Source organism: Enterobacter sp. 3U4 (assembly GCF_057224565.1).
Genome location: NZ_CP136665.1, coordinates 481,020 through 495,582, shown reverse-complemented (window position 1 = coordinate 495,582; position 14,563 = coordinate 481,020). Strand labels below are relative to the sequence as shown.

General features: G+C 57.5%; 17 protein-coding genes. 3 read left to right on the top strand and 14 right to left on the bottom strand.

Features of this window, described 5'->3' with window-relative positions; translation table 11 throughout:
• Positions 1-7 precede the first annotated feature (7 nt).
• From sseB to trmJ, 11 genes are all read right to left on the bottom strand, one after another.
• Positions 8-784, bottom strand: a complete 777-nt coding sequence (gene sseB / locus RVY89_RS02435; protein ID WP_032648693.1) for an enhanced serine sensitivity protein SseB — start codon at positions 782-784, stop codon at positions 8-10.
• A gap of 141 nt (positions 785-925) precedes the next feature.
• Positions 926-2,212, bottom strand: a complete 1,287-nt coding sequence (gene pepB / locus RVY89_RS02430) for an aminopeptidase PepB (RefSeq protein ID WP_371897445.1) — start codon at positions 2,210-2,212, stop codon at positions 926-928.
• 60 nt (positions 2,213-2,272) lie between these two features.
• Positions 2,273-2,473: a Fe-S cluster assembly protein IscX gene (iscX, locus tag RVY89_RS02425; RefSeq protein ID WP_003860650.1), complete on the bottom strand. Its 201-nt coding sequence runs from the start codon at positions 2,471-2,473 to the stop codon at positions 2,273-2,275.
• A gap of 1 nt (position 2,474) precedes the next feature.
• Positions 2,475-2,810: an ISC system 2Fe-2S type ferredoxin gene (gene fdx, locus RVY89_RS02420; RefSeq protein WP_003860652.1), complete on the bottom strand. Its 336-nt coding sequence runs from the start codon at positions 2,808-2,810 to the stop codon at positions 2,475-2,477.
• 1 nt (position 2,811) lies between these two features.
• The gene (hscA, locus tag RVY89_RS02415) at positions 2,812-4,662 is read right to left on the bottom strand and encodes a Fe-S protein assembly chaperone HscA (RefSeq protein WP_484826790.1); all 1,851 of its coding nucleotides are present in this window, start codon (positions 4,660-4,662) and stop codon (positions 2,812-2,814) included.
• A 14-nt stretch (positions 4,663-4,676) separates the two neighbouring features.
• The gene (gene hscB, locus RVY89_RS02410; RefSeq protein WP_484826789.1) at positions 4,677-5,192 is read right to left on the bottom strand and encodes a co-chaperone HscB; all 516 of its coding nucleotides are present in this window, start codon (positions 5,190-5,192) and stop codon (positions 4,677-4,679) included.
• 79 nt (positions 5,193-5,271) lie between these two features.
• Positions 5,272-5,595, bottom strand: a complete 324-nt coding sequence (gene iscA, locus RVY89_RS02405) for an iron-sulfur cluster assembly protein IscA (protein ID WP_003860659.1) — start codon at positions 5,593-5,595, stop codon at positions 5,272-5,274.
• Positions 5,596-5,608: 13 nt separating this feature from the next.
• Positions 5,609-5,995: a Fe-S cluster assembly scaffold IscU gene (gene iscU, locus RVY89_RS02400; protein WP_003860661.1), complete on the bottom strand. Its 387-nt coding sequence runs from the start codon at positions 5,993-5,995 to the stop codon at positions 5,609-5,611.
• A 24-nt stretch (positions 5,996-6,019) separates the two neighbouring features.
• Positions 6,020-7,234, bottom strand: coding sequence for a cysteine desulfurase (gene iscS, locus RVY89_RS02395; RefSeq protein ID WP_008502157.1), 1,215 nt, complete (start codon positions 7,232-7,234; stop codon positions 6,020-6,022).
• A 117-nt stretch (positions 7,235-7,351) separates the two neighbouring features.
• Complete coding sequence (iscR, locus tag RVY89_RS02390; protein WP_484826788.1) at positions 7,352-7,843, bottom strand: Fe-S cluster assembly transcriptional regulator IscR; 492 nt, start codon at positions 7,841-7,843, stop codon at positions 7,352-7,354.
• 220 nt (positions 7,844-8,063) lie between these two features.
• Positions 8,064-8,789 (bottom strand): tRNA (cytosine(32)/uridine(32)-2'-O)-methyltransferase TrmJ, encoded by a 726-nt coding sequence (gene trmJ / locus RVY89_RS02385; RefSeq protein WP_024908640.1) that lies wholly within the window; start codon positions 8,787-8,789, stop codon positions 8,064-8,066.
• Positions 8,790-8,920: 131 nt separating this feature from the next.
• Between trmJ and suhB the strand changes: the two genes are divergently transcribed.
• On the top strand, positions 8,921-9,724 hold the full coding sequence (suhB, locus tag RVY89_RS02380; protein ID WP_024908639.1) for an inositol-1-monophosphatase: 804 nt from the start codon (positions 8,921-8,923) through the stop codon (positions 9,722-9,724).
• A gap of 40 nt (positions 9,725-9,764) precedes the next feature.
• Here the strand turns inward: suhB and RVY89_RS02375 are convergent, their stop codons facing one another.
• Both RVY89_RS02375 and RVY89_RS02370 read right to left on the bottom strand, forming a co-directional pair.
• On the bottom strand, positions 9,765-10,745 hold the full coding sequence (locus RVY89_RS02375; RefSeq protein ID WP_484826787.1) for a nickel/cobalt transporter: 981 nt from the start codon (positions 10,743-10,745) through the stop codon (positions 9,765-9,767).
• On the bottom strand, positions 10,736-11,374 hold the full coding sequence (locus RVY89_RS02370) for a DUF1007 family protein (protein ID WP_484826786.1): 639 nt from the start codon (positions 11,372-11,374) through the stop codon (positions 10,736-10,738). The genes RVY89_RS02375 and RVY89_RS02370 overlap by 10 nt, the downstream gene beginning before the upstream one ends.
• A 125-nt stretch (positions 11,375-11,499) precedes the next feature.
• Here RVY89_RS02370 and csiE point away from each other — a divergent pair, with 125 nt between their 5' ends.
• Positions 11,500-12,777: a stationary phase inducible protein CsiE gene (gene csiE / locus RVY89_RS02365; protein WP_371897451.1), complete on the top strand. Its 1,278-nt coding sequence runs from the start codon at positions 11,500-11,502 to the stop codon at positions 12,775-12,777.
• Here the strand turns inward: csiE and RVY89_RS02360 are convergent.
• Positions 12,772-13,917: a 3-phenylpropionate MFS transporter gene (locus RVY89_RS02360; protein ID WP_484826785.1), complete on the bottom strand. Its 1,146-nt coding sequence runs from the start codon at positions 13,915-13,917 to the stop codon at positions 12,772-12,774. The genes csiE and RVY89_RS02360 overlap by 6 nt on opposite strands.
• A 173-nt stretch (positions 13,918-14,090) precedes the next feature.
• On the opposite strand from RVY89_RS02360, the gene RVY89_RS02355 reads away from it, so the two are divergent.
• Positions 14,091-14,513 (top strand): DoxX family protein, encoded by a 423-nt coding sequence (locus RVY89_RS02355; protein ID WP_024908634.1) that lies wholly within the window; start codon positions 14,091-14,093, stop codon positions 14,511-14,513.
• Positions 14,514-14,563: the final 50 nt, after the last annotated feature.

Genomic DNA, 14,563 nt, shown 5'->3' with positions numbered 1-14,563 from the left:
GCCGTAATCAGATGATGCGGTTGGTTTTGAGATCGCGCAGGAAGCCGCCCCAGCGACGCTCGTAGAACGGGGTGATGTGCTCGGTAATAAAGTGGCTGATGCCCTTCTCACCGTTCTTCACCTGACAGATATCAATCGGCTCATCGCCCGGCAGCGTGTCGGTCGCCACGCTGCCCGCCGCCTGAACGATCTCGTCGAAATCGCCATCGGCTTCAATCCCGATCAGCAGCACCGGCTTTTCGTCCGCGCGCTCTTTAATGGAGCAGAGAAACGCGCGCCTGACGGGCTTGAGCGTTTTGAACAGCGTCGTCAGAGAATCAATCATCTGTGCGGGCGGCTCGGCCACTTCAGACAGCAGCAGCGTTTCGCCCCCTTCCAGCACTTCCTGCGTGCTGAGCGGGTTGCCCTCTTCACCTATCAGATGGCTGATTTCACGCGGCGTGAACTCTTTCCCGGTCGGCAGCTTAGCGTTAAGGAACAGCGTCTGGCCGAGCGTCATTTCAAACAGGGTACGCACCGGCATCACCACGAACGCCTGTTCGTCTTCTACCGCTTCCTGCAGCGCTTCCAGCGAGGTGAAGAACGGGATCACCGACGTGCCGTCGTCTTTCTCCCAGTGCAGCAGATCCAGCGCGCTGTCTTCGACAACCTGCTCACCTTCCGCGGCGGTACCCGGAACCCAGACGGTGGACTCCAGCAGCGTGCGGAAAAATGCCGGACGGTGGGCGGGCTCGGTCGCCGCCTGCTCCAGAAGGGTTTCTAATTCGTTTTTGGTATCTGACATAGTTTGGCTACTTCAAAAAACGCCGGGTGGCGCTTCGCTTACCCGGCCTACAAAACCGTAGGCCCGTGCAAGCGCAGCGCCGCCGGGCAATATGATGAGTCCGAAGGCGAGCGTAAACGTAGCGCCACCCGGCAAAAAAGATTACTCAGCCGTCAGCAGGTTCGCCACGGTACGCACGCCCAGACCGGTCGCACCCGCGGACCACTGCTCAACCGCCGCTTTGCGGTAGGTTGCGGAGCAGTCAATGTGCAGCCAGCCTTCGTGATAATTCTCAACGAAGTGGGACAGGAACCCTGCTGCGGTGCTTGCACCCGCCGGGTACGCCGCGCTTGCGGTGTTGTTCAGCTCGGCAAAGTTGGACGGCAGCTGGCTGCGGTGGAACTCGGCCAGCGGCAGACGCCAGAACGGCTCGTTTTCCGCAGCGGCGCTTGCCAGCAGGCGTGCGGCCAGCTTGTCGTCGAAGCTGAACAGCGCATGGTAGTCGTTACCCAGGGCGGTTTTCGCCGCACCGGTCAGGGTCGCCATGTCGATGATCAGCTCTGGCTTCTGCGCAGACGCGTCGATCAGGCCATCGGCCAGCACCAGACGGCCTTCGGCGTCGGTGTTCATCACCTCAACGTTTTTGCCGTTGCGATAGCGAATGATGTCGCCCAGCTTGAAGGCGTTACCGCTCACCATGTTGTCCGCGCAGCACAGATACAGCTTCACGCGCTTGTTCAGACCGCGGGTAATCGCAAACGCCAGCGCGCCGGTGATAGTTGCCGCGCCGCCCATGTCGGACTTCATGGAGTCCATAAACGCGCTCTGCTTCAGGCTGTAGCCGCCGGTGTCGAAGGTGATGCCTTTCCCGACCAGGCAGGCAAAGACCGGCGCTTCTTTATCGCCGGTTGGGTTGTAATCCAGCGCCAGCAGGACCGGAGGGCGCTCAGAACCACGGCCCACGGTGTGGATGCCCATGTAATTCTGCTCGCGCAGGTCTTCACCTTTGGTGATGCGGTAGGACATCTTGTCGCCCGCCACGCCGCACAGAAGGTCAACCGCACGCTGCGCCAGCTGCTCCGGACCGAGCTCTTCCGCCGGGGCGTTGATGGTGTCGCGTACCCAGTCGATAATTTGCAGGCGGCTTTCCAGCTCTTTCTGACCGGCGGCATCGAGGTTTGCCCACTCAATTTTGCGGGTGCCTTTCGGGCCTTTGTAGCCTGCCCAGAATGCCCAGCTGCGGTCGGTGTCCCAGCCTTCGCCTTCCAGCGAGACATGCTTAATGCCCAGACCGTCAATTTTACGCGCGGCGCGCTGGATCAGGCCCAAATCATCGTTGCCCGTCAGGTGCAGGGTAATACCGTCGTTGTTGATGCTGTAGCTGGCTTTCTCGCCCCAGCGCGCGTCGGCGGGCTGCGTAGAGAGCGTAATCTTCATCGCTTCGGTCATTTTATTTTTCCTTATTAGCAACTAGCAAACGGGCCGCCTGAAGGCAGCCCGTTTTGTTATTTATTCTGCTTCATCTAACCAGACTAACAGAATCGCCTCCAGAATTTTTTCATTGGATGCGTTTGGATCGTCGTCGAAATCTTCCAGATCGCAGATCCACTGATGCATATCGGTGAATCGTACGGTCTTCGGATCGAGATCCGGGTTCGCGTCGTAGAGCGCTTCGCCGATTTCACGGCTGTCTGTCCACTTCAGTCCCATATTAATGCTCGCGTGCGTGGTTGATGGTGTAGCGTGGGAACTCCACGACCAGATCTTCATCGGTCACCGCGGCCTGGCAGCTTAAGCGGCTGTCTGGCTCCAGACCCCATGCTTTATCCAGCATGTCGTCTTCGTCTTCGGTGCTCTCGGCGAGAGAGTCAAAACCTTCACGCACGATGCAGTGGCAGGTGGTGCAGGCACAGGATTTTTCACAGGCGTGTTCCACTTCGATACCTGCACGCAGGGCAACATCGAGAATGGTTTCACCGGTCTTCGCTTCCAGAACAGCGCCATCCGGACAGAGGTCCGCATGAGGCAAAATTACAATCTTTGGCATATTAAACCTCGTCCACGGACTGGCCTTTCAGCGCGACGCGGACAGATTTGTCCATGCGGCGAGCAGCAAAGTCCTGGGTTTGTTTATCAACGTTTTTAATGGCTTCTTCTATTGCGTCAGCGTCATTGCCTACTGCGACAGCGCTTAAGTGCGCGGCAGCCTCGTCAATCACCTGGCGCTCAGCGGCGCTTAACAGCGCGGCATCGGCAGCGAGCGCGCCGTTCAGGCTCTCCAGCACGCGTGCGGCTTCAACTTTCTGTTCGGCCAGCATACGCGCCTTCACGTCCTGCTCGGCGTAGCTCATTGAGTCCTGAATCATGGAGGCGATTTCGCCATCGGTCAGGCCGTAGGACGGCTTCACCTGAATGGATGATTCCACGCCGGTGGATTTTTCCATCGCCGTGACGCTCAGCAGGCCGTCCGCATCCACCTGGAAGGTGACGCGAATATGTGCCCCACCCGCAGGCAGCGCCGGGATGCCGCGCAGCGCAAAGCGCGCCAGAGAGCGGCAGTCCTGCACCAGTTCGCGTTCGCCCTGCATCACGTGGATGGACATCGCTGTCTGACCGTCTTTGAAGGTGGTGAACTCCTGCGCGCGCGCCACCGGAATGGTGGTGTTACGCGGGATCACTTTTTCCACCAGGCCGCCCATGGTTTCTAACCCCAGCGACAGCGGAATGACGTCCAGCAGCAGCATTTCGCTGTCCGGCTTGTTGCCGACCAGGATATCGGCCTGGATTGCGGCGCCCACGGCAACCACTTTATCCGGGTCGATGGAGGTCAGCGGCGTGCGGCCAAAGAACTCGCCGACACGCTCGCGCACCAGCGGCACGCGGGTCGAACCGCCGACCATGACCACTTCCAGCACCTCGTTTGCCTCAACGCCCGCATCTTTCAATGCGCGACGGCAGGCCAGCAGGGTGCGTTTCACCAGCGGGGCAATCAGATCGTTGAACTGGTCGCGGGTGATGTCACCCTGCCAGCCAGCAACATTTACGGTAACCGTCTGCGCATCGCTCAGAGCGATTTTGGCGTCGATGGCCGCATCCAGCAGTTCACGCTGTACGCGCGCATCGCTGCGATCGCTGATGCCCGCCTGCTCGCGGATGTAGTCCGCCAGCAGGTGGTCGAAGTCATCGCCGCCCAGCGCGGAATCCCCGCCGGTCGCCAGCACTTCAAACACCCCGCGGCTCAGGCGCAGGATTGAGATATCAAAGGTCCCGCCGCCGAGATCGTAAACCGCGATCACCCCTTCCTGACCGGAATCGAGGCCGTAGGCAATCGCCGCTGCCGTCGGTTCGTTCAGCAGGCGCAGAACGTGCAGGCCCGCCAGACGCGCGGCGTCTTTGGTGCCCTGACGCTGTGCATCGTCAAAGTAGGCCGGAACGGTAATCACCACGCCGTCCAGATCGCCGCCGAGCGTCGCCGTAGCGCGTTCCGCCAGCGCTTTGAGGATGTCGGAGGAAACGCGAATCGGGTTCAGCAGACCGGCCGCGGTCGCGATCATCGGCAGGCCGTTTTCACTGGCCTGCAGCTGATACGGCAGATGCGGATAGCGGGTCTGAATATCGGTCAACGAGCGGCCCATCATGCGCTTTACGGAGCTGATGGTGTTGGCCGGATCGCGCGCGGCGTTGGCGCGGGCATCATAGCCGACCGCGTGACCCTGCTGCTGGTAGTGGACTACGGAAGGCAGCAGATGGCGGCCATGCTCGTCGGCCAGCGTTTCCGCCTGGCCGCTACGCACGGTCGCCACGAGGGAATTGGTGGTGCCCAGATCGATACCGACCGCCAGACGACGCTGGTGCGGTGCGGCACTTAAGCCAGGCTCACTAATTTGTAATAAGGCCATAATTGCTTCCGAAATTAAAAATCGAGCAGCTTTTCTTCGAGTTGTTCAGCACTGCTTCGCAGTTTATCGAGAAAACGGAGTTTGCGCACAGTATCTGCCGCCACGTCCCAGGTCTCGTTGTTCAGTTGCTCCACCATCTGCTGATGGCGGGTATCGAACATGCCCTTCACGCGCTTGATGAAGCTTTCCAGCCGCGCTTCGTCTTTGGCCTGTTCAATCTCATCGAGCTCTTCACGAAGCTCCAGCTGTTCCATCAGAAACGCCGTGTCGCGCACGGTGTGCTGCTCGCTCGCCAGATCAAAACCGTGGAGCGAGAGCAGATATTCAGCGCGCGCCAGCGGATGGCGCAGCGTCTGCCAGGCCTGGTTAATGGTGGCAGAGTGGGAAACCGAAGCCAGCTGCTCTGCCTGAGTACCGCTCGCGAACTTATCCGGATGGTACTGCCGCTGCAGATCCTGAAAACGGATCGTCAGCGCCTGGAGATCAATCGGGTATTGAGCGGGTAGTCCGAAGAGAGTGAAGTAATCCATAACAATCTCAGGGGTAGCCTGTTAGAACAAACCCCACGCGCAGCAGATACGCCACGGTGGGGTTTCGGATGACGCGCGGTTAAACGTGGAAGCTTTCGCCGCAACCACACTCGTCTTTGACGTTCGGGTTCGTGAATTTGAACCCTTCGTTCAGGCCTTCTTTAACGAAGTCCAGCTGAGTGCCGTTGAGGAATTGCAGGCTTTTGCCATCGACCACCACCTTCACGCCCTTGTCTTCAAACACGGTGTCGTCAGACGCCGGTTCGTCAACAAACTCCAGTACGTAAGCCATACCAGAACAGCCGGAGGTACGTACGCCCAGTCGCAGGCCAAAGCCTTTACCACGGTTCGCCAGAAATGAGCTTACTCGCGCGGCAGCGCTGTCGCTAAGGGTAATCGACATACTCAAACCTCAATTATTTTGCTTCACGTTTGCTTTTATAGTCCGCAATAGCGGCTTTGATCGCGTCTTCTGCCAGAATTGAACAGTGAATTTTCACCGGTGGCAGTTCGAGTTCTTCAGCAATATCCGTGTTCTTGATTGCCTGTGCTTCGTCCAGAGACTTGCCCTTCACCCATTCGGTAACCAGGGAGCTGGACGCGATAGCAGAACCGCAGCCGTAGGTCTTGAAGCGCGCGTCTTCAATGATACCTTCATTGTTGACTTTAATCTGCAACTTCATCACGTCGCCACACGCCGGCGCGCCAACCATGCCGCTACCAACAGATTCGTCGCTGTTGTCAAAAGAGCCAACGTTGCGTGGGTTTTCGTAATGATCGATGACTTTTTCGCTGTATGCCATGATTGAATTCTCCTTATGTACCGATTAGTGATGTGACCATTCAATGCTGTTCAGATCCACGCCCTGCTTGAACATTTCCCACAGTGGAGAAAGGTCGCGCAGACGGCCGATGGAGTTGCGAACCAGCTTGATGGTGTAGTCAATCTCTTCTTCGGTAGTGAAACGACCTAAAGAGAAACGGATAGAGCTGTGTGCCAGCTCGTCAGTCATACCCAGCGCACGCAGCACGTAGGATGGCTCAAGGCTTGCAGAAGTACAGGCAGAACCGGAAGAAACCGCCAGGTCTTTCAGCGCCATGATCAGCGACTCGCCTTCAACATAGTTGAAGCTGACGTTGAGGATGTTTGGTGCGCCCTGCTCGAGATCGCCGTTCAGATACACTTCTTCCATATCCTTCACGCCGTCCCACAGACGGTTACGCAGCGTGCGCAGGCGTGCCATCTCGGTTTCCATCTCTTCTTTTGCAATGCGGTAGGCTTCGCCCATGCCCACGATCTGGTGAACAGGCAGCGTACCGGAACGCATGCCGCGCTCGTGACCGCCGCCGTGCATCTGTGCTTCGATGCGGATACGTGGCTTACGACGAACGTAGAGCGCGCCGATCCCTTTCGGGCCATAGATTTTGTGGCCGGAGAAGGACATCAGGTCCACTTTCAGCTGGCTCAGGTCGATAGGCAGTTTGCCCACGCTCTGGGTCGCGTCCACGTGATAGATGATACCGCGCGCGCGGCACATTTCGCCGATGGTCGCGATGTCTTGTACCACGCCGATTTCGTTGTTGACGTGCATGATAGAGACCAGAATGGTGTCATCACGCATGGCCGCTTCGAGCTCTTTCAGGTCGATGATCCCGTTGCTCTGTGGCGCCAGGTAAGTCACTTCGTACCCTTCACGCTCCAGCTGGCGGCAGGTATCCAGCACGGCTTTGTGTTCGGTTTTGCTGGTGATGATGTGCTTGCCTTTTTTCTGATAAAAGTTGGCTGCACCTTTGATCGCCAGGTTGTCGGATTCGGTCGCACCGGAGGTGAAAACAATCTCACGCGGGTCGGCACCCACCAGGTCGGCAATCTGATTGCGGGCGATATCAACCGCCTCTTCAGCATGCCAGCCAAAACGGTGTGAACGGGAAGCTGGGTTACCAAAGTTTCCGTCCAGGGTCAGACACTGCATCATTTTCTCGGCAACACGCGGGTCCACCGGCGTGGTTGCGGAGTAATCGAGATAAATCGGTAATTTCATTGCTCTTTAAACTCCGTACATCGCTTCAATGCAAGGAATCAGGCAACCGGCTGGATGTACGACCGAGTACGCGGGGCGTGACCGCCCCGGCCTGATTCTGAAATCTTTATCGTTTTATTACGCGCGCAATTTGACGTCGATAGAGTCTTGCGCGCGGGTGCTGCGTTGGGAATCATGGCCGTGCTGACGGCCCGATACGTCCAGAACTTCCTGGTTATTCACCAGCTCACCGAGGGTGATGTTGTTCAGGAAGCCGGTCAGACGGTCGCTCAGATCGCGCCACAGCGCGTGGGTCAGGCACTTATCGCCGCCCTGGCAGCCGCCTTTACCCTGGCAACGGGTCGCGTCAACGGATTCGTCAACTGCGCTAATCACTTCACCAACTGCAATACTGCCCGCGTCTTTACCCAGCAGATAACCGCCGCCTGGGCCACGAACGCTGGAAACCAGTCCATTTTTACGCAGTCTGGAGAACAGCTGTTCCAGATAAGAGAGGGAGATCCCTTGTCGTTCAGAAATATCAGCCAACGGAACCGGGCCCGCTTCGGAGTTGAGCGCAACGTCCAGCATCGCGGTCACGGCATAACGCCCTTTAGATGTCAGTCTCATGTCTTACTTAACCTCAAACTCGCCCCTGCCCGGGGTTTTTTATAGTAAAATGGGGTATTGCATAGCAGGGCCAAGTCTGACATTCCTGACTAAAATGGTCAACTATTTACTTGACTGTTTTAGTCAGGTATTTAACCTTCTGTGCCTTCATAATATAGGTGCGGCCTGATGCCCTCACCCCGCCCCTCTCCCACCGGGAGAGGGAGAAAACAAACCGGCACTACTCTTTATTCTTCTGCTCAATCGACGCCAGGATCCCGCGCAGGATGTTCAGCTCCTGGCTTTCCGGGCGCGCGCGGGTAAACATACGGCGCAGCTTGTTCATTACCTGCCCCGGGTGGCCTTCGCGGATAAAGCCGGTTGAGAGCAGCGTCTGCTCCAGGTGACCGTAAAAGCGCTCAAGGTCGTCCACCAGCGGGTAAGCCGTCTCTTCTTTCGGCTCGACCTCTTTTTCCTGCGTTGCCAGCCACGCCATACGGACTTCGTAAGCGATAACCTGCACCGCCATCGCCAGGTTCAGCGAGCTGTACTCCGGGTTTGCCGCAATCGCGACGTGATAATGACACTTCTGCAGCTCGTCGTTGGTCAGGCCAACGCGCTCCCGGCCAAACACCAGCGCAACCGGGGCCTGTTCTGCTTCCGAGACGCTTTTCAGGCCGCATTCGCGCGGATCGAGCATTGGCCACGGCAGCGTGCGCGAACGCGCGCTGGTTCCAACAACGAGGCTGCAGCCGGCCAGCGCTTCGTCAAGGGTATCGACGATCTGGGCGTTGCCGATCACGTCGCTGGCCCCTGCCGCCAGAGCGATGGCCTGCGAGTCAGGTTTCACCAGCGGGTTAACCAGCCACAGGTTCGTTAAGCCCATGGTTTTCATAGCGCGGGCAACGGAGCCCATGTTGCCGGTGTGCGATGTTTCGACCAGCACGATTCGAATGTTTTGCAGCATAATTTTTAATGTCTGAATTCAGCGTCTGAAGAATATTACGGCATATTATCATAAACGGGAGACATAATCCGATCCCACTGCTATACTCTGCGCCGATTTTCCTGTTCTTTAACATCCAGTGAGAGAGACCGATGCATCCGATGCTGACCATCGCCGTGCGCGCAGCGCGCAAGGCGGGTAATGTAATTGCCAAACACTACGAAACGCCAGACTCCGTAGAAACCAGCCAGAAAGGCAGCAATGATTTCGTGACTAACGTCGATAAAGCCGCAGAAGCGATTATTATCGAAACGATCCGCAAATCTTACCCACAGCACACCATCATCACCGAAGAAAGCGGTGAACATGAAGGTACCGATCAGGATGTTCAATGGGTTATCGATCCACTGGATGGCACCACCAACTTCGTCAAACGCCTGCCACACTTCTCTGTGTCTATCGCAGTACGCATTAAAGGCCGTACTGAAGTCGCCGTTGTTTACGATCCAATGCGTAACGAACTGTTCACCGCGACCCGCGGTCAGGGCGCACAGCTGAACGGCTACCGTCTGCGCTGCAGCAACGCACGCGATCTGGACGGCACCATCCTGGCGACCGGTTTCCCGTTCAAGGCAAAACAGCACGCGACCACCTATATGAATATCCTGGGCAAACTGTTCACCGAATGCGCAGACTTCCGTCGCACCGGCTCTGCAGCGCTGGATCTGGCCTACGTGGCAACCGGCCGCGTTGATGGTTACTTCGAGCTGTCACTGAAGCCGTGGGATTTTGCAGCGGGCGAGCTGATCGCACGTGAAGCAGGCGCCATCGTGTGTGACTTCACCGGCGGCCATAACTATTTGTCTACCGGCAACATCGTTGCGGGTAACCCACGCGTTGTTAAAGCCATGCTGGCAAACATGCGTGATGAACTGAGCGATGCGCTGAAGCGTTAATCCCGGTAATACCCTCTCCCAGTGGGAGAGGGTATCCCAACTAAAACGGCCGTAATCCCCTTCCCACCGGCACCGCACTCATCCACATCGTCACCGCCGCCGCCAGCAGAATCACCCCACCCGCCAGCGCAAGCGTGGTCCACCCTACCTGTCGCCACAGCACCGGCGTTTTATTGCCGCTGAGTTTGACCGCCAGCTGACGGAAGCTGTGTACCAACAGCGCTAAAGACGAAATGGTGAGAGAGGTTCCTGCCGCCATCGCCAGCGCAGACAGCATTCCCCAGCCAAACACGCCTATCACCTTACTGAACAGCAGCACCATGATGGCACCCGAGCACGGGCGCATGCCCATCGAGAGAACGATCGTTAGCCGCGCGCGCCAGTCATCGCCGTTCTGTAATTGTTCCTGCGTAGGCAAATGCTGATGTCCGCAGCCGCAGTGTTCATCATGAACGTGGTGCGGCGTAAAGGTTTTGAATGTCGGTTTTTGCAGCAGCACGCGCAGCTTTTTTAGCGCCCGCCAGCAGAGGATCAGCCCCAGCACGCCCACCAGCGCATAGCTGCCCTTCTCCAGCCAGAAGCTGCTCATGTGCAGCTGGCGCGCCGGAAGCTGCAAAAGTGAAAGAACAACAACGACGAGTGCAATCGCCACGCCGCCCTGCAGCAGCGAAGAGGCCAGCGTCAGGCCGATGCTTGATTTGAGCTTTGACGGATGGGTGGCGAGCCAGGTTGTAATGACGATTTTGCCGTGCCCCGGCCCCAGCGCGTGCAGAACGCCATAGACAAAACTGAACGCCAGCAGGGATCCGCCCGCTTTGGTCGGGTTCTCCGCCACCGCCTTCAGCAGTCCGCTCATCTGCTGGTTGACCTCACGCTGCCAGATAATGCTTTTCATCATGACCTGCGGCCAGGCCTGCCATAGCCACAGCGCGCCGCAAAACGCTAACAGCAAAAAGAGCGCCAGCGGCCAGAGGTGCAGCCAGCGGCGAGGTTTTCGAACCGGAGAGGAGATCACTGACATTGTAACGTCACCTCCTGCGCAAACTGTTTACCCAACTCCATGTCCTCAGGTGGGGCATCTTCTTTATCAAGCGAGACCGCAAAGTTCAGCGTCTCTTCGCTGGGTTTCGGGGTGTGCACGCCAATTTTGCAGCTTTTTTGCAGCGCGTCCGGCAGCCGTACGTCGCTGTCTTTGTCATAGCGCATATCGACATAGTAGGTAGGGTCAAAGGTGGAAAAACGGTACGTTTGCCCGGCCAGCGGCTGCGGGTGCGCCAGCGGAAGCACGAACGTCAGCACCGCCTGGTGCCCTTCACGCGTTATCCCGTATTCCGTGGGTCGGTTCAGAAATTTGACCTTTTGACCGTTATGCCAGAACTCGGTGAAGTAGTGCTGGCCGAGCACGTTGGCCATCACTTCCGCAGCCAGCTTTTTCCAGATCTCGTCGCCGGGCTTCGCGTTTCCCGCATCGTAGAGCAGATCGGCCGAGGTGATTTCGTCCATCGTCCAGCGCATTTTCAGGCCGCTCAGCTGCGTGCCGTCGGTAACCAGCTCGGTTTTGATGTCAATAAAGCTGTGAGGGTGTGCGCTGGCGGTGAAGCTGATAACCGCCAAAAATAACGCCATCGCACATTGTTTAACTGTTTGCATCAATTCCTCACGTCATAAATTCTGTGATGTTCTCCAGCAATCCTGAGTGAAAGGCCTGCCGGCGCGCTTTTCAGCGCTCATCCTTTAGCTATTCTTATCAAACATTCACACTGGATACCCGACAGATGATGACGACGCTTGAAATTCCATCTGTGCTTTCCAGTTCGCAGCGCCGCTGCCAGGTGCTTTTGATGCTTTACCTGCCCGATGCTGCCGTCACCGCGCAAAGCATAATCGCTGCCAACGGTGTGGACGACGCGATGGCACGGCAAGATATAGCCGAGACTCGCGATGAAATCCAGCGCTATCACCGGCTGGACATCGTCACGCACCACGACGGCAGCTACCGGATTGAAGGTACAGCCCTGAATCAGCGTTTATGCCTGCTGCACTGGCTGCGCCGGGCGCTGCGGCTTTGCCCGCAGTTTGTCTCGCACCAGTTTACCCCCGCATTAAAAACCGCGCTTAAACAACACGGCATTGCGCGGCCGCTATACGACGATGCGAACCTGCGGGCGCTGATCGGCTTCTGCTCCCGCAAGCTCCAGCGTCAGTTTGAATGCCGCGACGTCCAGTTTTTACAGCTCTATTTGCAGTACTGTCTTATTCAGCACCAGCTCGGGAATACGCCGCAGTTTTCCCACGTTCAGCGCAGCTGGACCCAGTCGAGAGGGGAGTATTTTACGGCGCAGGAGATCGTGCGCCACTGGAGACGGCGCGTCCCGCAGGGTACGCACGGGGATGAACAGCTGTTTCTGGCGCTGCTGTTTATGATGCTCCGCACGCCCGATCCGGTGCTTGATAAGCACCAGCAGGATCAGCGTCTACGCCGGGCCATCGTGCGCATGGTCGCCCGTTTTCGCTCCCAGACCGGGATGAACTTCAGCGATGAGCAAGGGCTGACCGATCAGCTGTATATCCATCTTGCTCAGGCGCTGGACCGCTCGCTGTTTGAGATCGGCATCGACACTAGCCTGCCGGAGGAGATCCATCGTCTCTATCCCCGGCTGTTACGTACCACGAAGGAAGCGCTGTTTGAGCTGGAAGCGGAATTTGGGCTGCGTTTTTCCGATGAAGAGATGAGCCTCGTGGCGGTGATTTTTGGTGCCTGGCTGATGCAGGAGACCGATCTGCACGAAAAACAGGTGATCCTGCTGACGGGAGACGATAAGGCCAGCGAGGATCTGATTGAACAGCAGCTTCGCGAGCTGACGCTGCTGCCGCTTAATATTCGCTATTTGACGCTGCAGGCCTTTCAGAAAGAGGGGGCGCCGCGCGAGGCCGCGCTGGTTATCACCCCCTACCCTACGGCCCTGCCGCTGTTCTCGCCGCCGCTGATCCATGCCGTTGAGACATTAAACGCGCAGCAGCAAGAACATATACGCGCCATGCTGGAATCATAGCGACGCGCGGGCGGCCACTTTAGGGCGAACAACAATGGCGGGCAAGGCGACCAGCGCCATCACCCAGAAGACGCCGTGCCCCAGGTGCTGATAGAGGAACCCGGCAAACACCGTCATGATCGCGATACTGCCTCCCATTGCGACCGCCGAATAGACGGCCTGCAGGCGAATCACGTCCCCGCCCTCGCGCGCAGCGATATAGCGCATGGCCGCCAGATGGCACACGGTAAAGGTGCCGCAGTGAAGAATTTGCGCCACAATCAGCCACGGCAGATCGGTCGTCCATCCCATAATCCCCCAGCGCGCCACGCCGCACACGGCGGAAAGCAGCAGCAGGTCACGCGCGCCAAAGCGACGGAACAGTTTTTTACTCAGGGCAAAGATAATGACTTCGGCCACCACCCCCAGCGACCACAGATAGCCCACGGCGGAAGCAGAATATCCCGCCCCCTGCCAGTAGATGGCGCTGAAGCCATAGTACGCCGCATGTGCCCCCTGAAGGAGACACACGCACGCCAGAAAACGCCAGCTTTGTGCGACCAGGCTTCGCCAGGCGGGCCAGCCAGCGCTCTCCTGATGGCGACTTTCCCCTTGCGGCATCACCGACGGTCGCAGCAGCATGCCCAGCAGCATCGAGGCAATACCGATGCTCAGCAGGGCAAGAATGGCGCGGTAATCGTAAAGACTGACCAGTTTGCCCACCAGCGCCGAGCCAATCACAAAGGCGATAGAGCCCCACAGGCGCACGCGACCGTAGTCCATGGTGATCTGCTTTTGCCAGGTGTTCGCCAGGGCATCCGTCAGCGGCACCAGCGGAGAGAAGAACAGGTTAAAGCCGACCATCACCACCATCAGCCATGCAAACTGGTGGCTGACCCAGAAGCAGGCCACAAAGACCAGGGTCAGCAGAGCCAGAATGCGCACGGCCTTGATCAGTAAGGAGGGATCGCTGACGCGCGGGGCAATCAGCAGGCTGCCGAGGAAACGAGCCACCAGCCCGGCTCCCAGCAGGACGCCGATGGTCTCAGGAGTCAGGCCGATACCCTTGAGCCAGACGCTCCAGAAAGGCAGAAAAATGCCGTAGCTAAAGAAATAGGTGAAATAACTGAGCGCCAGCCAGCGCATGGAATGCAAGACCATGAATCCCTCCCGAAATCGAGGCCATAGTCTGGCGAGAATATAAAAATTAAGCAAGTAGATAGCCTGCTATAAATTAACGAAAATTTAACATCTCGTGCAGTCGCCTGGCTTATGGCAGGGAATAAAAATATGTATTACGTTTAAATTACTCCCCTTGCCGAGGTTTTTCTGCCATGAACTCACTACGTTATCTCGATTTCGGCCAGTCACGTCACCTGCTGCTGCTCATTGGCCGCATCGCGCTTGTCGTGCTGTTTATTATCTTTGGTTATCCAAAACTGACGGGATTTAGCGGCACCGTACAATACATGACCTCGCTGGGGACGCCGATGCCCATGCTGGCGGCCATTATTGCGGTGGTGATGGAAGTGCCTGCCGCCATTCTGATCGTACTGGGCTTTTTCACCCGTCCTCTCGCGGTACTGTTTGTGTTCTACACCCTCGGAACGGCGGTGATTGGGCATCACTACTGGGATATGACCGGTGATGCGGTCGTACCGAATATGATTAACTTCTACAAGAATATCAGTATTGCTGGCGCCTTTATTTTGCTGGCGATTGTGGGGCCAGGCGCCATCTCCCTGGACCGGCGTTAAGCCATAAAAAAAGGCCGCATGCGCGGCCTTTTTTATTTCTGCAAAGCAGA